Annotated in this window: 13 protein-coding genes; 12 read left to right on the top strand and 1 reads right to left on the bottom strand. The window is 70.3% G+C overall.

What is annotated here, in order from left to right:
* Nucleotides 1-179 precede the first annotated feature (179 nt).
* The 9 genes from GRF61_RS00450 (at nucleotide 180) to GRF61_RS00410 (ending at nucleotide 13485) form a co-directional block, all read left to right on the top strand.
* The gene (locus GRF61_RS00450; RefSeq protein WP_169148776.1) at nucleotides 180-1841 is read left to right on the top strand and encodes a DUF2138 family protein; all 1662 of its coding nucleotides are present in this window, start codon (nucleotides 180-182) and stop codon (nucleotides 1839-1841) included.
* Nucleotides 1814-2533, top strand: coding sequence for a DUF1175 family protein (locus GRF61_RS00445; RefSeq protein ID WP_348982323.1), 720 nt, complete (start codon nucleotides 1814-1816; stop codon nucleotides 2531-2533). Before GRF61_RS00450 ends, GRF61_RS00445 begins: the two co-directional genes overlap by 28 nt.
* Nucleotides 2534-2555: 22 nt before the next feature.
* Entirely contained in the window at nucleotides 2556-7208 is a 4653-nt protein-coding gene (locus GRF61_RS00440) for an alpha-2-macroglobulin (RefSeq protein WP_169148775.1), read from the top strand.
* Between the two features lie 372 nt (nucleotides 7209-7580).
* Nucleotides 7581-8207 carry a hypothetical protein gene (locus GRF61_RS00435; protein ID WP_169148774.1) on the top strand — a complete coding sequence of 209 codons (627 nt, stop codon included), beginning with the start codon at nucleotides 7581-7583 and terminating at the stop codon, nucleotides 8205-8207.
* A gap of 188 nt (nucleotides 8208-8395) precedes the next feature.
* Nucleotides 8396-9181 carry a sterol desaturase family protein gene (locus GRF61_RS00430; protein ID WP_211165650.1) on the top strand — a complete coding sequence of 262 codons (786 nt, stop codon included), beginning with the start codon at nucleotides 8396-8398 and terminating at the stop codon, nucleotides 9179-9181.
* Entirely contained in the window at nucleotides 9171-10028 is an 858-nt protein-coding gene (locus GRF61_RS00425; RefSeq protein ID WP_169148773.1) for a fatty acid desaturase, read from the top strand. The genes GRF61_RS00430 and GRF61_RS00425 overlap by 11 nt, the downstream gene beginning before the upstream one ends.
* Complete coding sequence (locus GRF61_RS00420; RefSeq protein WP_169148772.1) at nucleotides 10028-11920, top strand: iron-containing redox enzyme family protein; 1893 nt, start codon at nucleotides 10028-10030, stop codon at nucleotides 11918-11920. The genes GRF61_RS00425 and GRF61_RS00420 overlap by 1 nt, the downstream gene beginning before the upstream one ends.
* Complete coding sequence (locus GRF61_RS00415) at nucleotides 11920-12834, top strand: hypothetical protein (RefSeq protein WP_169148771.1); 915 nt, start codon at nucleotides 11920-11922, stop codon at nucleotides 12832-12834. The genes GRF61_RS00420 and GRF61_RS00415 overlap by 1 nt, the downstream gene beginning before the upstream one ends.
* A 93-nt stretch (nucleotides 12835-12927) precedes the next feature.
* The gene (locus GRF61_RS00410) at nucleotides 12928-13485 is read left to right on the top strand and encodes a mechanosensitive ion channel family protein (RefSeq protein WP_169148770.1); all 558 of its coding nucleotides are present in this window, start codon (nucleotides 12928-12930) and stop codon (nucleotides 13483-13485) included.
* A gap of 67 nt (nucleotides 13486-13552) precedes the next feature.
* Here GRF61_RS00410 and GRF61_RS00405 read toward each other — a convergent pair whose 3' ends face one another.
* Nucleotides 13553-14977 carry a nicotinate phosphoribosyltransferase gene (locus tag GRF61_RS00405; RefSeq protein WP_169148769.1) on the bottom strand — a complete coding sequence of 475 codons (1425 nt, stop codon included), beginning with the start codon at nucleotides 14975-14977 and terminating at the stop codon, nucleotides 13553-13555.
* A gap of 199 nt (nucleotides 14978-15176) precedes the next feature.
* On the opposite strand from GRF61_RS00405, the gene GRF61_RS00400 reads away from it, so the two are divergent.
* The 3 genes from GRF61_RS00400 (at nucleotide 15177) to GRF61_RS00390 (ending at nucleotide 18808) form a co-directional block, all read left to right on the top strand.
* A complete protein-coding gene (locus GRF61_RS00400) occupies nucleotides 15177-16892 on the top strand; it encodes a DUF2300 domain-containing protein (RefSeq protein WP_169148768.1) in 1716 nt (571 codons plus the stop codon).
* A 232-nt stretch (nucleotides 16893-17124) separates the two neighbouring features.
* Nucleotides 17125-18042 (top strand): transporter, encoded by a 918-nt coding sequence (locus tag GRF61_RS00395; protein WP_169148767.1) that lies wholly within the window; start codon nucleotides 17125-17127, stop codon nucleotides 18040-18042.
* Between the two features lie 139 nt (nucleotides 18043-18181).
* On the top strand, nucleotides 18182-18808 hold the full coding sequence (locus tag GRF61_RS00390) for a hypothetical protein (protein ID WP_169148766.1): 627 nt from the start codon (nucleotides 18182-18184) through the stop codon (nucleotides 18806-18808).
* Nucleotides 18809-18817 lie beyond the last annotated feature (9 nt).

The raw sequence follows: 18817 nt of genomic DNA, 5'->3' as shown, positions 1-18817 counted from the left end.
GCAAGACTTCTTTTCCTTGCCCGCGGCAAGGTTATTTATTGTGGATGGCCGGCCACGCCGCAGCCCGGAGGCGGCGAAAGCGCTTTTGGGCGCGATGGCGTCATGTGCTTGGGGCATAATCCGCCTCTTGCCGCGATCGCCGTGTCGCGCCTTTTTCCGTACTACCGGTGCCCACCTCCATGTCCGCCGCGCCCAAGAAAAGCCGACGCTGGCTGCTGCTGCTCGCAGCCGTCCTGGTTCTCGCCCCCGGGGCTTACTTCCTGCTCAAGCCGTCGCCCTTCGATGGCAAGGTCAATGCCCTCGGCCTGGATCTCGCCCAGCCGGACGCGCTGATCCGCAGCCAGAGCCTGTCACGCCTGCCGCCTGACCTGCTGCGGGTGCCGCTGGCGCGCGACGTGCTCACCGAGGATTTCGTCGATTACTACGAGCAGCATGAACAGCGCCTCGCCCTGTCCGGCACGCTGCGCCGCCTTGCCTACGAACACCAGCTCAGCCTGCCGGAACGGGTGCTGGAGTCGGTGTTCGACGAGCCGGCGGAGGTCGCCCTGTGGCGCGGCGGCGATGGCGCCCTCAAGCACTTCGCGGTGGCGATGACGCGCAACGGCCTCGCCCGCACGCTGCAGATGCTGCTGCCGCTGGCGCCGGAGGTGCAGCTGTCCACCGTCGGCGAACTGCGCGGCGGCAAGGCCAGGCTGCTGGTGCTGGAGTACGGCTACGGCCATCGCTTGCTGCTGGCCGCGCGCGGCGACCGGGTGGTGGCGCTGTCCGACCCTGGCATGCTGCTGCAGAGCGCCGAGGACGCAGCCGAAGGCGAAGAGCCGGCGCAGGACGGTGCGGCGGCGGCGGTCATCGCCCGCCTGCTGGACATGGACGCCGACGAGGTTTCGCCCTTCGCCGAACACTTCGCCCTGACCGCGCCCAGCGGCAAGGGCCACCAGCTGGTGGTGGGCGCCAGCTTCTACGCCATGGGCTACCAGGCTTTCGCGCCCGGTGTCGCCGCGCTGGATTTCTCCTTCGACGACCAGGGCGGCTGGCGTACCGCGATGCTGGTGGATGGCGCCGCGCTGCCCACCGGCGGGCTGGACGGCAGCGCGCTGTGGTCCGCCCTGCCACATGGTGCCAGCCTGTGCGCGCTGGCGCCGGTGGCCTGGGATCGCCTGTCGCCGCTGGCGGAAAAGCTGGGCGTGCCGGCGGAGAAGGACAAGGCGGCCGGCGGCCTGGGCGCTCTCTTCACCGGCCCGGCAACGGTGTGCTGGTACGGCGATTCCCGGTTGTACACCCCGCTGTTCGCCGCCACGCTGAAAGCGGACGTGGATGCCGCCACCGCCGCCCGCCTCACCACCGTGTTCGGCGCGGCCACCGGTAGCGGCGGCCAAGTGGAGGCCGAGGCCGACGGCAGTGGCGCGGATGGCCTGCGGCTGTGGCGCAAGCAGGTGCCCAGCGTGTTCGGCAGCGGCCCGGCCGACGAGCGCCAGATGGTGCCCAGCCTGGCGAGCAGCGGCCGCCTGGTGCTGTTCTCGCCGGATGCGGCGCTGGTGGACAAGGCGGTGGATGTAGCCGCCAAGCGCTACCCGGCACTGGCCGACAGCCTGCCCGCCGCCAGCCGGACCATTGCCCTGGTGGACCCGGCGCCGATGGCCGCGCTGCTGCGCAAGGAAGTATTCGCCGCCCTGCCGCGCAGCGAGGAAACCCTGCTGCGCAACGCCGCCGACGCCCACTTGCTGCCGCGCCTGCAACAGCTCTCCAGCTACCCGGCGCTGCGGCTGGTGCGCGGCGGCGAGGCCGGCCAGGGCCGGCAGTGGCAGCCGCTGCAGTGGGAAAGCACGGCGCCACGGCGGTGAAGCCGGTGGATCACATGATGGACAGCGCACTGCGCCGCCGCCTGCTGCTGGGCGGCCTCGCCGCCCTGCTGGCCGGGCCCGCGCAGGCGCTGATGCCGGTGGCGCCGGGCCGCGCCGCGCCGTCCGGCCCGCGGCTGGACGCCGACCAGAGCCGCGCCTTTCGCGCCTGGGTGGTGTTGATCGCCGAAGAACAGATCCGCCGCGGCCCGACGCCGCGCTGGAGCCACCGCGACTGCGCCGGCCTGGTGCGCTTCGCGGTGGCCGAGGCGCTGGCCGAGCATGACGCCCGCTGGCGCAAATCCATGGGTCTCGACGGCCGCCTGCCGCCGGAAACCGTGCCCGACCCGCTGCGCAACGAACTCCGCCACCAGTGGCGCCGGCCTGACGGCAGCAGCGGCGCCTATGTCAATGCCATCGGCCTGGTGCAGGAGAACAGCCGCGCCATGGGCCGCGACCTGCGCCTGGCGCGGCCGGCCGACCTGCTGTTCTTCGACCAGGGTGACGCCCAGCACCTGATGCTGTGGACCGGCCGCCGCATCGTCTATCACAACGGCGCCGAACCGCGGCCGGGCGACGATGGCCTGCGCGCGGTCGCGCCGCAGGAACTGCTGGCCTGGAACGACACCCGCTGGCGGCCGGACGCAGCCAACCCCAATTTCGCCGGCATCTTCACGCTGGCTTTTCTCACCTGAACCGTAGAACGACGACGGCGCCATGACGATTCCCTTCCGCCCGGTCATTTCCTCCACGCCCGCCCGCAGCCGGCTCTCCCGCCTGTTCGTGGCCGCCGCCCTGGTGGCCGCCAGCCTGGCCGGCGGCCTGCCGCAGCCGGCGCAGGCCCAGTCCGATGTCGGCCTCTCCAGCGGCTACCTGCCCTTCCAGAGCACGCCCTTCTTCATCCTCGCCGACAAGCAGTTCGGCAGCGGCGACGAAGCCCTGCTGCGGGTGGAAGTGCCGGGTGGCAGCGGCGGACGCGCGATGCTGGAAGCCTACGGCGGCGTCGACATCCGCCTGTACCGGGTGCCCAGGCCGCTGGATTTCCTGAAGGCGCAGAAAAACCTGCACCGGGTGGATGTGCGGCCGCGGCCGCGCGATGAGGGCGTGGCCAACACCCTGTCCTACCTGTGGGACAACGCCTGGAAGAAATCCCGCATGGCCTGGCGCGACCTGTTCTCGCCGCAGGCCCGCAGCACCGTCACCGCCGCCGCGCCCGCGCTGCAGAGCAAGCCGGCCTTGCTGGAGCCCACCGAGTTCCGCGCGCCGCAGCGCTTCAAGCCGCTTGAAGGCTACGAGCTGGCGGACAGCTTCCGTTACCCGTTGTGGCAGGCGCAGCCGATCAAGCCGCCAGAGGTGAAGCTGCAAGGCTCCAGCAGCGACTTCATCCCCGCCAGCGAAGGCAACGTCCATGTGCCGCTGGGCAAGCTCAAGCCCGGCCTCTACCTGGCGGAAGCCATCATCGGCACCCACCGCGCGCTGACGCTGGTGTTCGTCTCCGACACGGTGGCGGTCACCAAGATCGCCTCCGGCGCGCTCACCGTGTGGACCGCGAACCGCAACGACGGCCGCCCGGTGGCGGACAGCCGGCTGCTGTGGACCGACGGCGTCGGCACGCTGAAGTCCGCCAGCACCGGCGCCGACGGCCTCGCCACCCTGGCCCACGCCAGCCCGGAGCGCACCTATCTGCTGGGCGAGGATGCCGGCGGCGGCGTCTTCGTCTCCGAGAATTTCTATTACGACAGCGAGATCCACGACACCAAGCTCTACGCGGTGACCGACCGGCCGCTGTACCGCCCGGGCGACCTGGTGCGCATCAAGTTCCTCGGCCGCGACTTCCAGTCCGCCAGCCGCTCCCGCCCGGCGCGCGCCGGCGAGCTGCGCATCGAGGTGAGCGACCCCAACGGCACCCCGGTGCTGACCACCGGCGTGCCGCTGACGCCGGACACCGGCGCAGACACCGCCTTCCGCCTGCCGGACAACGCGGTGGCCGGTGGCTACGACATCCGCATCGCCTACGAGGACAAGCGCTACGGCGCCGCCTTCCGCGTCGCCGAGTACGTCAAGCCGCACTTCGAGATCGAGCTGCTGCCAGACCACCCTGCCTTCAAGACCGGCGAGCCGGTGAGCGGCAAGGTGCGCCTCGCCTATCCCGACGGCAAGCCGGTGAAGAACGCCGCGGTGGAACTCACGCTGCGGGCGCAGACGCTCACCATGGTGCAGGGCGAACTGCGCTACAGCGGCCTGTTCCCGGTGCAGCTGTCCACCGCCAGCCTCACCACCGATGGCAGCGGCGAAGCGAAGTTCATCCTGCCGGCGGCCAAGGAGCCCTCCCGCCTCATCCTCACCCTGCTCGCCACCGACGGCGCCGCCTACCGGGTGCGCAGCTCGCGCGAACTGCTGGTGGAGCGTGCCGCATCGAGCTGGAAGCTGGTGGCCGCGCGCAACTTCAGCATGGCCGGCGACAAGCCCGGCTTCCGCCTGGAAGCCGAGGGCGAGAACGCCGCCGCGCCGGTCAAGTGGGAAATCGTGCGGCTGGAGGACCAGTCCCGCAGCAGCGGCGATTTCGACCCGGCGGCGCGCGAATGGAAGCCGGCGCTGGACCGCCCCGGCTCCTACTCGCTGATGCTGCGCGACGCCGCCGGCAACATCGTCGCCGCCACCGCGCACTGGGTGGGCGGCGGCAAGGACAAGGACAGCCTGCAGGTCGCCGCCGGCTCCATCGAGATGGTCACCGACAAGCCCGGCTACCAGCCGGGCGACACCGCCGAGGTGCTGATCTCCTTCCCCGAGCCGGTGGACGAAGCCCTGCTGACGCTGGAGCGCGACGGCGTGGACGCCACCGCCCTGCTCAGCCGCGGCGCCGGCTGGCTGCGCACCGAGCGTCTGGCGCCGAACCAGTGGCGCGCGCGGGTGCCGGTCACCGAGGCCCATGCGCCCAACATCACCTTCTCCGCGGTGTACGTGAAGCACGGCGACTACGTGTTCCAGAACGCCGGCCTGGTGGTGGAACCGCCGCGCATCGCGCTGGACATCCGCAGCGACCATGAAACCGTGCAGCCCGGCGAGCTGGTGACGGTGGACATCCAGGCCACGCTGCGCGGCAAACCGGCGCCGGCGCTGCTCACCGTCTCGGTGGTGGACGAGATGGTCTATGCGCTGCAGCCGGAGATCGCCCCCAGCCTGCCGGAATTCCTCCAGCACATCCGCCGCAACAACGTGCGCACCAACGCCAGCCTGAACTTCATCGCCTACGACGAAGCCGCCGACTGGTCCGCCACCGCCGCGCGCCAGCCGCCGGCCCGCCACCAGTACAACGAACGCGGGGTGAAGGTGCTGGAGCGCCCGCGCCGCGACGACACCGACACCGCCGCCTGGCTGCCGGCGCTGAAGACCGACGCCCAGGGCCACGCCCGCTTCAGCTTCCGCATGCCGGACGCGCTGTCGCGCTGGCGCATCACCGTGCGCGCGGTCGGGCAGGACAGCGCCGACGGCGTGCCCGGCCAGCGCACCGCCTACGTCCGCTCGGACAAGTCCTTCTATGCCAAATGGACCTCGCCCGACTGGCTGCGCGAAGGTGACAAGCCGCAGGCGGCGCTGGCGGTGTTCAACAACGCCGGCGAGGAACGCAAGGCCGAGGTGGTGCTGACGCTGGCCGGCAAGGAAATCAGGCAGGAGGCCAGCCTGCGCCGCGGCGTGAATTACCTCCAGTTCGCGCTGCCGGAGTTCAAGGGCCGCGAGCAGGCCCGCGTCGAAGTGCGCGAAGGCGGCAAGACGGTGGATGCGCTGGAAACGCCGCTTACCGCCCAGTTGGCCGGCTGGCGCGGTCCGCGCGAGCAACTCGTGAGCGTGCACGGCGATACGCCGGCCGCCCTCGGCCTGCCGGCGGATGCCCGCGACCTCAGCGTGCGGCTGGTGGCCGGCGGCGGCGAACACTTCCTGCGCATCGCCGACGATCTGGTCGAATACCCCTGGGGCTGCACCGAGCAGACCGCCAGCCGGCTGCTGCCGCTGGCCCTGGTCACCCCGCTGCTGGCGCCCAATCGCAACGCCGAGGGTGAAAGCGGCCGGCTGTGGCAGACGCTGTACAGCCAGCGCCTGCGGCTGGCGGCGCTGGCCGGGCCGCAGGCGGTGTTCGGCTGGTGGGGCGACGGCAGCGAGCAGAGCGCGCTGATGACCGCCTACGCGTACTACGCCGACTGGTACGCCGCCCGCACGCTGGGCATCGAACTGCCTGCTTCCCACTGGGAGCGGGTGCTGCTCGCCTACCGCAACCACGCCGGCCGCGAGCCGCTGCTGCACCGCGCGCTGGCGTTGTGGTTCGCCCAGGAAATCGGCCTGCCGGTGCGCACCCAGGCGGAAGGCCTGCTGCGCGAGCTGGGCCAGGCCAAGCCGGCCGGCGAGGAAAGCGGCGGCGCCAGCTGGAGCCCCTTCCTCGCCGCGCCGGATAGCGCCCTGGGCCACGCCCACGCTCGCGTGCTGGCGGCGGTGGTGGCGCAGCGCGCCCAACTGTCGCCGCCCGCCGGCTTCGATGCCGCGCTGGCCGAATCCCAGGCCCAGCTCGCCGCCAGCGGCCGTCCGGCGGCGCGCGCCCTGCTGCTGCTCGCCGGCAAGGAACAGCGCGGCGCCGCGCCCGACATCCTCGCCAGCGTTGGCGCCGCCATGCCCACGCTGGATCGCGCGCTGACCCTGGTATGGACGCGCAAGGCCCTGGGCGAGATCGCCCCCGGCACGCCCGCCGGCAAACCGCTGGGCGCCTGGCAACAAGCCAAGGCCGCCTTCGGCCAGCAGGAATGGCGCTGGCCCGCCTCCAGCCCGCTGCCGGATGCGCTGCAGCTGGAAGGCCGCGCCGCCGACGCTCCGCCGCTGACCGCGCTGGTGCGCTACGAAGCCACCGAGGACGCCGGCCCCGGCAAACTGCCGGTCACCGTCGAACGCCATCTCTACCGCCTCACCCGCGACGAGGACGGCAAGGGCTACAGCCGCACGCTGGTGAAGCCCGAAGATGGCCTGTCGGTGCAGGAGCTCTACCTGGACGAGATCACGCTGAAGTCGGACGCCACCCACCGCCACGGCCTGATCGAAGCCCCGCTGCCGCCGGGAGCCAACGTGGAGCGCGGCACCTGGGGCATCGCCCTGACCGACGAGGGTCCCGAGCCCCAGCCGCTGGGGCGCGCCCGCGCCGAAGAACAACGCGACCGCTACGGCGTGCCGGTGGACCGCCTGGAAGGCAGCGTCACCGTCCGCCACCTGCTGCGCGTCGCCCAAGCCGGCCGCTTCGCCCTGCCACCGGCGCGCTACTACCGCATGTACCAGCCAGAGCAGAAGGCGCTGGCGAACGCCGGCGAGGCGGTGGTGTGGGTGGTGAAGTGAAGAACCGGGCCGCAAGGCCCGGTTCTCCGCTGGCGCGCAGGGACTGATTCAGAGCCCTCCCGTTTCCGACAAGGTTGGTTTGCTTGCGCTCAATTCTTTGAGCCCGCATAGAAGAGCAGGAGTGAGGGCTGCCTGATCGGGTCAGGCCGGCGTAAGCCGATTGGACTATCGGCTAGCGACACCATGCGGAACAGGTGAGGGTGTCGGCACGCCTGACAACGCACCAGCTGATCAAGCTGCCCTGGCCGCCATTCGATTAATTTCAATGAAATATTCATAAAGGGTTCGCAACTTGCTTCGATAGTGGCCGCGCCGCGGTTCGGATACTCCGGCGCTGGTTTTCCCCCGTCCCTATCGAAGCGGAGCCCTGAGATGAAATTGGTCTTTCGTCAGTTGCGCGGTCTGTTGGCGCTGGTGGTCATGTTGACCGCGTCCGTGAATGCGCATGCGCTGTTGTTCAACATTGATCCCAGCCGGAGTTCGGTGACTTTTGTGCCGAGTGACATCCTTATCTGCGATGTCAATGGAGAATGCCCGGAACTGCCTTCACCGCAGACCTTCAGCTTGTCCGGCACGCTGGATTACCAATTGCGGAGATGGGAGATACAGGGTGCCTGGGTCGAAACCGTAGCGATCAAACCGGTGAACGTGGATTCCCATGGAGCCGAATTACTGGATTTCCTTTTTCCATTTGTGTCGGCATATGTTGATCCGGATGGCTTCAGCGGCCCCCATTTCTGCCGCTTTTCTACGGGCTATTGCGCAACTGACCCCTTCTTGACGTCCACCTACATTGGCTTCCTTGATGGCGACACGCTGAGGTTGGAAGGAAAAGAGCCATTGAATTACTACGAATTCTTCCGCTTCTCGGTGGTTGCCCAGGCGGTGGGAATCAACAGCGTGCCGGCACCGGGCACCTTGTTCTGCCTGCTGCCGGGTTTCGTGGCCTTGATGGTGATGGGCCGTCGCCCGCCGCTTCCGGCCGCCAGCCTGGCCTGAACACCGTCTGCAGCAAGCGGCGGGGAACGCGTGGCGGCTGTTCCCGCCGCGTCGTGGTTCCAGCGGCAGTGCCGGGGCGCTTCTCCTTTTGTGCCGCCGCCGCGTATTCCACCGGCTTCCTGTCTTTCGCCTGTTTGGAATAAAGTGGGCGCCCCGAAGCGCTTGCCGGCGTCCTGCCGCATACCGTCTTGTCGACGATCCAGAACTTTGTCCTCACTGCCCGCTGGTACGAAATCATCCTGGCGGGATGGTGCTTCTTCGGTGGCATCTATTTCCTGTTCGGTGCCGTCACCACGGTGCTGACGCGCTGGCTGATGCCGGCGCTCGGCCGTGGCGGGCGGCTGGACCCGCGGCCGGTGGCGGCGGGGCAGTTGAAGCGGGAGATCGGGCTGTCGGTCTGTTCGGCGCTGCTGTTCGGCGCCGGCATGGTGTTTCCGTGGGGGCTGCTGCAGCTGGGCTGGGCGCGGTTGGCGGTGGAGCCGTCCTGGTGGCGGGTGGTGCTGGAGATCCTGGTGCTGGTGGTGTGGAACGAGGTGCATTTCTATGCCAACCACTGGTTGCTGCACACCCGCTGGCTGCGCCGCTTCCACAACCCGCATCACCGTTCGGTGGTGACCACGCCCTGGGCCACTTATTCCTTCCATCCGGTGGAGGCGGTGATGCTGGGCAATGTGATCCTGCTGCCGATGGTGGTGCACGATTTCAGCTTCGCCGCGCTGTTTTCGGTGCCGCTGTTCAGCCTGCTGTTCAACTGCATCGGCCATTCCAATTACGACTTCCTGCCGGATTTCCACCGCGACCGCTGGTGGCTCAACGGCGCCCGCCGCCATCATCTGCACCACGCCTGCTTCACCGGCAATTACGGCTTCATGTTCCCCTTCATGGATCGCCTGTGCGGCACCGCGCTGCCGCCTGAGGCGGCCGAGAGCCGCATCGCCCGCGATCTGAACCGCCGCCTGGCCGATGCTGGTTAACTGGCGGGACGTGCACAGCCTGGCCTACCTGGCCGCGCTGCCGGCGCTGGCGGCCTGGCAGTGGGTGCATGGCTTCTCGCTGCCGCTGTACGCGGCGATGCTGTTCCTGACGCTGGGCATCGGCGTGATCCACCACAACCACACCCACCGGCGGATGTGGCGCAACAAGCATCTGAACCGGGCGACCGACCTGTGGCTGAGCCTGCTGCAGGGCCATCCCACCTATGTGTTCTACCCGGCCCATGTCGCCAATCACCACCGCTACCGGCACGGCCTGAAGGATGTGGCGCGCACCTACCGCTTCGGCGGCGATACCAACCACCTGTGGGGCTACCTGATCCATCCGCTGCAGGCGGTGGCGGTGCTCTACCCGCTGTTCTGGCGCTGGCTGCTGCGCCAGTACCGGCGCGGCTCCGGCGCCTGGCGGCATGCGCTCTACCAGTACCTGGCGGTACTGGCGCTGTGGGGCGGGCTGGCCTGGGTGGACCTGGAGAAGTGGCTGCTGCTGGTGCTGCTGCCGCAGCTGCACGGCCTGCACTGGCTGCTGGCCACCAACTACCTGCAGCACGCCCATGCCGACGGCGCTTCCCGCATCGACTACGCGCGCAACTTCGAGGGCTGGGTGAATCCGCTGCTGTTCAACATCGGCCTGCACACCGCGCACCACGAGCATCCGCGCGCGCACTGGTCCGAGTTGACGAAGCTGCATGCGCGCTACCGGGACAAGGTGCATCCGCGCCTGAACGCCGGCGGGTTGCTGCCCTACATGTTCCGCACCTTCCTGCTTGGCCCCTTCTTTCCGCGCTGGCGCAGCCGGCCGCTGATGGACCCCACGGAGATCCGCTGATGCCCACCCGTTTCGACCACGTCTATATCGAGGCCGCCGGCTACCACCTGCCCGGACCGCCGGTGGACAACGAGCAGATGGACGCTTACATCGCGCCGCTCAACCGCATGTCCGAGCGCATCAAGGACCGCATCCTGGCGGACAACGGCATCCGCAGCCGGCACTACGCCATCGACGCCGAAGGCCGCACCACGATGTCCCACGCCGAGCTTGCCGCCGCCGCCATCCGCGACTGCCTGGCGCGCGGCAAGCACTCCATCGCCGATGCCGGGCTGCTCGCCGTCGGCGCCTGCGGCGGCGATGCGCTGATGCCTGGCTTCGCCAACATGATCCACGGCGAGCTGGGCGCGCCGCCGATGGAAACCCTCTCCAGCCAGGGCATCTGCGCCTCCGGCGTGCTGGCGCTGAAGCATGCCGCCCAGGCGGTGGAGCTGGGTGAGCACGGCATGGCGCTGGCCGCCGCCGCCGACATGCCCTCGCGCATGTTCAAGCGCAGCCGCTTCGCCCCGCGCGGCTACGACGCCGACTTCGATGCCCACTTCCTGCGCTGGATGTTGTCCGACGGCGCCGGCGCGATGCTGCTCACCCGCCGCCCCAGCGGCCGTGGCGGCCTGCGGCTGAAGCTGAAGTGGATACACCAGCGCAGCTTCGCCGGCGACTACCCGGTGTGCATGCAACTCGGCCTGTCGCCGGACCGCGCCACCTCCTTCCTCGACTACCCCTCGTCTTCCGAGGCGGAGGCCGAGGGCGCGCTCTCCCTGCGCCAGGACATCCGCCTGCTGCCGCACCTGTTCGACGTCTCCATCCACGAATACGTGAAACTGGTGCGCGAGGGCTGGGTGAGGTCGGAAGAGGTGGATCACTTCCTCTGCCACTACTCCTCCGAGCGCTTCGTGCCGGTGGTGGAAGAACTGCTGGACAAGGCCGGGCTGGCGATTCCGCGCGAGCGCTGGTTCAGCAACCTCGCCATCCGCGGCAACACTGGCGCCGCCTCCATCTTCGTGATGCTGGCGGAATTCCTGGAAACGCACACGCTGCGGCCGGGGCAGAAGATCCTCTGCTTCATCCCGGAATCCGGCCGCATCAGCGCCGCCTACATGCTGATCGAGGTGGAGGACGCGGAGATTCCGCGCCAGCGCCTGGTGCCGCTGGCGCAGACCCAGCTTCAGGCACAACCCGCGGCAGACCTCCTGCCGGCCGCGCCGCACGACCCGGATTCCGCGCCCGGACACCTGCGCGGCCTGCTCACCGCGCTGGCCGGCATCTGGCACGACTACCGCTCCGAGGTGTGGCGTTCGCCGGTGGTGCACAAGCTGGTCGCCGGCCGCTTCACGGTGGCGGACTACCGCAGCTGGACCGCCCAATGGGTGCCGCAGGTGCGCGAGGGCAGCAAGTGGATGCGCGAGGCGGTGGCCTCGCTCAGCGCGCCCTTCGCCGCGCTGGGCGAGCTGGTGGAACTGCACGCCGGCGAGGAGCAGGAGGATTTCCGCATCCTCTACCAGGACTACCTGGCCGCCGGCGGCAGCGAGCCGCTGGAGGCGCTGCGCCGCAACCCCGGCGGCGAGGCGCTCAACGCCTACCTGCATGCACTCGCCGGCAGCGAGAACCCGCTGGGGCTGCTGGGCGCCATCTACATCATCGAGGGCACCGGCCAGCGCATCGTGCCGGCGCTGCTGCCCTTGCTGCGCCAGCAGCTGGACCTGCCGCCGGCCGCCTTCCGCTTCCTCGAATACCATGGCCACAACGACCAGAACCACCTGCAGCGCTGGCTGGCGGCGGTGGAACTGGCGCTGGCGGTGGAGCCGGCCGCCGGCGCGCGCATGGTCGCTACCGCGCGCCGCACCGCCCAGCTCTACCTCATGCAGTTCCAGCACATCCTGGAGGACGCGTAATGAGCCCGCAGCCCGACTTCCTCGCCGCCGGCCACGATCCCAAGGACCCCAACCCTTGGCTGGCGCTCTACCTGGACCGCAGCACGCCGCTGCCGGACGCGGTGAAGGAAGCCTGGCTGGTGGATTCCAGCTCCGCCTCGCGGCAATACCTGCTGCCCATCATCCGGCCGCTGGCGCGCGCCTTCATCGTGCTGATCCAGATCGTGAAGATGGTGATGCCCAAGCGCTGGTCGGCCTCGCGCACCCTGCACTGGATACTGGCCGAGGGCATGAAGCGGCTGGTGGCGCCGGAGGCCAACTGGCTGGTGATGCGCCATTTCCACCTCGGCGCGCAGATCCTCGCCTTCATCGCCCGCAACTCGCCGGTGCCGGTGGAAACCACGCCGTTGACGCCGGTGGCGCTGGACGAGCTGAAGGACGATCTCTTCGTCAAGCACGACATCAACCTGTTCAACCTGGTGATCCGCCTCAACCAGGCGCTGCGCGAGCACGGCGAGGTGCTGGCGCCGGTGGCCGAGCCGGATTTCAGCATGATCCAGGAGCCCGCCGTGCGGCTGGAGGACATGCCGCGCGGTCCGCTCAACGTCATCGACCTGCAGACCGCCATCGAGTGCTTTACCCCCATCTTCCAGTTCTTCCTCACCGACAACGACTTCTGGCGCGCCGCCAACTCGCTGCAGCTGGACGAGACCATAGGCCTCTACGCCGCCACCATCCTGGGCGCGCCGCAGCACCTCATCCTGCTCAACAACAAGCATCCGCTGGTGCCGATGAGCACCCTGCGCGCCGGTTACCGGCTGGTGCTGCACGGCCTGTCGTCCGAGATGCTGCATGCGCTGCTGACGCGGCTGAAGGAGGCGCAGCACAGCGCCAGCCCGCAGGCCCGCGCCCAGGCCGAAGCGGCGGCGCTGTGAGGTCGGCGGCGTGAGCCGGCGGGCGCCTGTTCTACAATGCCGGCGCCGTTTTCCAGATGAAGCGCCGCCGAGTCCGGCGCCGCCCCCCTGCCGATGAAAGAAATCATCCCCCTGTGGGCTCAGCCCTGGCTGGACGTGATCGAGCTGGCCACCCAGATTGCCCTGATCGTGCTCGCCGCCTGGCTGCTGCGCCTGGTGCTGCGCCGGCTGGTGCGGCGCATCGGCGAGCGCTACAACCTGCCGCCGGAACTGGTGATCGGCTCGCGCCGGCTGACCAGCTTCGTCATCTACTCCACCGCGCTGCTGCTCATTCTGGACCGCTTCGGCGTTTCCGGCACCGTGCTGTGGACCGCCTTCACCGGCTTCGCCGCGGTGGCGGCGGTGGCCTTCTTCGCCGCCTGGAGCGTGCTCTCCAACATCTTCTGCACGCTGCTCATCTTCACCGTCCGCCCCTTCCGCCTCTACGACCAGGTGGAGCTGCTGGAGAACGGCGAGAAGCCGGGGCTGAAGGGCCAGGTGGTGGACATCAACCTCATCTACACCACGCTGCAGGAGAGCCTGCCCGACGGCCAGGACACGGTGCTGCAGGTGCCCAACAGCCTGTTCTTCCAGCGCAGCATCCGCCGCTGGCGCAGCGGCGTGCAGGGCTGAGGCGCGGCCGCGACGCAGGACCGCCGCACGGCGGGCCGTGCGGCGGCGGTTCAGGCCGTGGTTGGGTCTACGCCGTAGGCGCGCGCCTGCGCGCCGGGCTGGCCGCCAGCCCTTCCGCCGCGCGGGCGCGGATGTCGGCGAAGCTGTCATCCACCAGCAGCTCGCCGTCGCGGAACACCGGGCGCAGCAGGTTGGCGCGGCCGGCCAAGGCTTCCACCCGCAGCGCCTCGCAGCCGTCCGCGCCGGCTACCACTGCCCAGCGGCCGGATTTGCTGCGCTTGCCGGGATCGGTCACCGGGTCCTTGTAGATCTCCCGCGGCCGGCCGTTGATCACCGCCTCGCTGGCCTTCATCGCCCAGCGCATGGTGTCGCGGTTCACCCGCTGCAGCAGGCCGCCGCCCATGCCGAAGGCGCTGTTCTCGGTGGACAGCCCGCGCGCCTTCAGGGCGCCGAGAATGCCCGGCAGGCTGCCCAGATGCACGCCGTCGCCCTGGATCACGCGGAGGAAGTCGGGCAGCACCCGGTAGCCCTTGGCGTTGGTGTGGAAGCCGAAGCGCGCCATCAGCCGCTCTATCAGCTCGGGCAGCACCTGCTCCGGATCGCCGCTGTCCGGGCGGATGACGATGCGGCCGCCGCTTTGCGCTATCAGCGGCCGCAGCTCGGCGCCGACGATGTTGTCCACCGCGTTCCACAGGTCGTAGCTGTCCACCACGAAGGCGACGATCCTGCCCGGGCCGGCGAAGCGTTGGATGATGTTGCGGTAGGCATCGGCCTCGCCGGCGCGGCCCCAGGCGGTCATGGTGCTGTGCTCGCTGGCCGGGATGCTGAAGCCGGCTATGGCTTCGCCGTAGTAGCGGCGGGCGACCAGCAGCGCGGACACGGTGTCGGTGCCGAGGAAGTTGAGCAGGTGGGCGGCGCCGCCCAGGCCGGCGGCTTCCTCGGTGGAGGCGCCGCGGGCGCCGAAGTCGTGCAGCTGGAAGGGCAGCACCGCGTCCGGGTCGTCGGCGGTCTCGTCCAGGTAGGCGCGCAGGATGCGCTTGCAGGCGAAGCTCAGGCTGGCCACCGTGGTCGGGTACCACACCGCGCGCAGCAGCGCGGTTTCCAGGTAGCTGGGCAGCCAGAAGAACTCGGCGTCGGTGTTGCGCAACTGCAGCAGCGGGATGTGGGTGCCCAGCACCGTGCCTTCAGGCAGGGCCTCGATCTCCAGCGGCAGGCGGCCGCCGTGTTTCTGCAGCAGGCGCTCCCAGCCGGCGCGGTTGAAGAGGCCGACGTGGGCCTGCGCCACCGCTTCCGCCTCGTCTACATCGGCGCTGGTGAGCGGCTGGGCGAGGTAGGCCTTGAGGAAGGCCTGCAGGCCGAAGAACAGCACGTCCTCCAACTCCCCGCCGCGGGATTCGATGTAGCTGCTGATGAACTCGGTGCCCGGCGGGTACTGCAGGTAGTGGCTGAGCTTGTAGCTGTCGGTGTTGAGAATCAGGTTCTGGGTGCTCATCTGCGGGGGAGGAAAAGGGAAGCGGAGGGCATGCAAGCGCTGCGGAGCGCTGCCGCCTTGGGGGCAGGCATCGCGCCGATTGGACGCCCCGCAGCTGGCAGCGTCAAGCTGGCCGGTGGTGGGAGGGGCCGGCGATAGGTGGACAAGCGTCGCGGTGGGCGGACATCATGCTTCGGCTCAATCTGCCTCGCACCTTTCCATGATTCCGCTTCGCCTTGCCCGCATTTTCGGCGGTTTGGCCCTGATGGCCGCCGGCGCGGCCAGCCTCGCCGCGCCGGCGCTGGAGCTGGCCTACCGCGACCCGCTCTCAGGCGAGCTGATGACGCGCGCCTATGCGGCCGACGGCCAGCCGGTGGACGGGCAGGCGGTGGCGGCCCGGGTGCCGCTGGGCAGCCTGTGGAAGCTCTTCGTGTTCGCCTGGCTGGCGGAGAGCGGCGGCGCGGCGCCGGATTACGTCTGCCGCGCCGGTTCCGGCAACGATGCCGCCAGCCGCCGGCTGCGCGAGGAAGAGCACTATTGCTGCGAGCGCGGTGGCGCCATCGGCCGGGATGCGGCGCTGGTGTCCTCCTGCGGGCTGTTCTTCGAGCCGGCGCGGCTGGGGCTGCAGGCCGCCGGCTGGCGCGATTTCTGGACCGCGCGGGCACCCGGCGCGCCTTGGCTGGCGGAGCTGGCGGCGATGCGGCCGGAGACGCTGGTGAGCCCGGCGGAGCTCATCTTCGCGCTGGAGGCGGTGCCGGCGCGGGCGCGGGAGCAGGCGGCGCAGGTGCTGCTGGCGCGCACCTTCGGCTCCGGCGGCGAGGCCGGCGCGGTGCGCGAGCTGGGCGGGCGGCTGCGCATCAAGACCTTCTCCTGGTTCCGCCCCGGCACGCGCGAGCGCTACGGCGGCGGCGCCGGCTGGCTGGTGGATGGCACGCCGCTGTGGTTCGCCGGCAGCGGCACCGGCCAGCAGGTGCTGGCGCGCCACGGCGCCACGCTGGCGGCGGCCTTGCCGCAGGGCGAGGCGGCGCTAGCACCCGGCTGCGTGGAGGTGGCGTTCTTCAGCCGCTATCCGCTCGCGCGGGTGGAACTGCCCGGCGGCAAGGCGGCGCGGCCCGGCCCGCTGCGCGGCCGCCATGTGGCGGTGTTCGACAACGGCGTCGCCCTGCCCTTCCTCGCCAGCGGCCAGATGCGGCTGGTGCAGCAGGCCGGCCGGCCAGTGGTCTCCGGCCGCTTCGGCGTGGATGAATACGTCGCCCGCGTGCTGGACCGCGAGGCCGACGCCAGCGACACCGAGGCGGCGCGCGCGCTGGCGGTGGTGATACGCAGCTACCTGTTCAACGAGGCGCGGCGCGAGGGCAACTGCCTGGCCATCGCCGACAGCAGCCGCAGCCAGCGGGTGTCGGCCAATCCGCCGTCGGCGGCGGCGCTGGCGGTGGCGGCCTTCACTACCGACCTGGTGTTGCGCGGCGCGCCGGTGGGCTATCACCTGGACACGCCGGGGCCGGGCCGCCTGGTGTGGCGCGAGGCCCAGGCCGCCGGCCGCGCCGGTACGCCGTGGGATGCCATCCTGCGGCGGGCTTTTCCCGCCGCCGACCTTGCCGCCAGCCGCGATCCCGCCGGCCTGCCCTGCGAACGGCTGGAGCAGGCGGAGCGCTGGCTGCAGGCGCAGGCGCCGCAATGGCACCGCCAGCTCGCCGATCTGCCCGGCTTCCGCCCGCCGGCCTCGCCGCCGCTGGTGTGCCGGCTGGCCTGGGGCACGCCCTTCTCCGAGCTGGACCGCGGCCGCATCCATGTGCGCGAGCTGCAGACGGTGGAGGACCGCATCACCCTGGCCCACGAATACCTGCACCTCGGCCTGCGCCACCACCCGGCGAGCCAGGACGAGGAGCTGGTGGAGCGCTGGGCGCGGCGGCTGACGGGCGGCAGCTTCGACTGAGGGGTCCGGCGGCGCGCCGGTCTCAAACTGAGACCGATCGTCTCAGCCGGAGACGGCTGAGACGGCCCTGCGTCCGGCAGGCGGCCGCCGCCTTCCCCACAAGCCGCTGATCAGAAAAGGGAAACCGCCTCGATTCGCGGCGGAGAACAGGGCTGGAACACTCCTTGCCATGCATGGCACGGGGCCGCGCAGACGGTACCCGCAAAGCCAAAACAACGAGGAGACTCCACCCATGCACAGGTCATCCTGCTGCGGCCGCGGGCGTTCGCGCCCCGCATCCCTGACCCTTGCCCTGCTCGCCAGCCTGGGCCTGCTTGCCGGCGGCGCCGGCGCGGCGGAAATCGCCACCGACCCCGGCGACTACGCGGCGCTGCCGCCGGGCACCGACCTCGGCATCCTCTACCTGCAGCACACCGAGCGCGACGCCTACTACGCCGGCGGCGACAAGCTGCCCGGCCGCTTCCGTCTGGAGACCGACATCGGCCTGCTGCGCTGGGTGCATTACGCCAGGCTGGGCGACTACGTGATCGATCCGCAGCTCATCCTGCCCTTCGGTACCGTGCGGCTGAAGACGCCCTTCGCCGGCCTCTCCTCCACCTCCGCCAGCGGCGTCGGCGATCCGCTGGTCGGCGGCACGCTGTGGCTGGTGAACCAGGCCGAGGAGAAACGCTGGCTGGGCCTGTCGGCCTTCGTCTCCATCCCGGTCGGCAGCTATGACGACGACAAGGGCCCGGTGAACGTCGGCGAGAACCGCTGGAAGGGCATCTTCCAGGCCGGCTACGTCACCGCGCTGCCGGCCAATTTCATGCTGGACCTGATCGGCGAATACGCGGTGTATGGCGAGAACGACGACTTTCTCGGCATGAAGCGCAAGCAGGACCCCAGCTACGGCCTGCAGGCCCACCTGCGCTACCTCTTCTCCCCCTCCACCCACGCCGCCGTCTCCTATTACCGCGACTACGGCGGCGAGACGAAGCTGGACGGCGTGCGCCAGGACGACCGCCTGCGCAACGACCGCTGGCTCCTCACCTTCGCCACCTTCGTCGCTCCCACCGTGCAGCTGCAGGCGCAGTACGGCCAGGCGCTGCGGGTGGAGAACGGCGCGCGTGAATCCAGCCGCTTCAACCTGCGGCTGCTGAAGGTGTTCTGAGGCGCGGCCCGCCAGGGCCGCACCCAGGCGAGGGAGCGAGCGGCCGCTCCCGCCCGGCCGTTCCCCAGGAGACGGCCGGCAGGCGGCGGGGGCGATTCCCCCGCCGCCGACCAGACCGACCACAACAGGAGACAAGACAATGCCCGAACCCATTTCCACCAGCCTGCATCCGCACACGCTGCAGGCGCTGGCGCAGATACAGCGCATGGACAGGCGCGCCTTCCTGCGCTTCGGCCTGGCCGCGGCCGGCGCCGCCGCCGGTGCCGGCCTGCTCGCTCCCGGTGCTGCCCAGGCCGCGCTGCCGGAGGGCATCAAGGTGATGAGCGCGGACGAACACGCGGTATTCCAGCGCCTGCTGGCGGTGATGCTGCCCACCGACGGCAGCGCGCTGGTGCCCACCGCGCAGATCCCGGTGATGCAGACGCTGGACGCCGCCCTGCTGGCGACCATGGAGCCGCACATCCTGCAAGGGCTGAAGGGCGGCGTGCGCTACTTCGACGACGGCCCGCAGGCGCGCTACGGCAAGCGCTTCAGCGCGCTGGGCGATGCCGAGGCGGCGCGCTTCTGCGACGAATGGGCGGATTCACCCGAGGTGCCGCAGCGGGCGCTGGCGATGGGGCTGAAGAAGCTGGTCGGCCTCGCCTACTGGGCCAACCCGCCGACCTGGGCGCCGCTGGGCTACGACGGCCCGGTGACGCGCAAATGGGGGCTGGAATCCCTCGGCAACGCGCCCCTGCCGCAGGCCGCCCGGCCGCTGCCCCAATGACCCGCGAGA

The sequence above is a fragment of the Azoarcus sp. TTM-91 genome (assembly GCF_012911025.1).
Classification (GTDB): Bacteria; Pseudomonadota; Gammaproteobacteria; order Burkholderiales; family Rhodocyclaceae; genus Azoarcus.
Note: the sequence above shows the minus strand (reverse complement) of the source record. Positions and strands in the feature narration are given on the sequence as shown.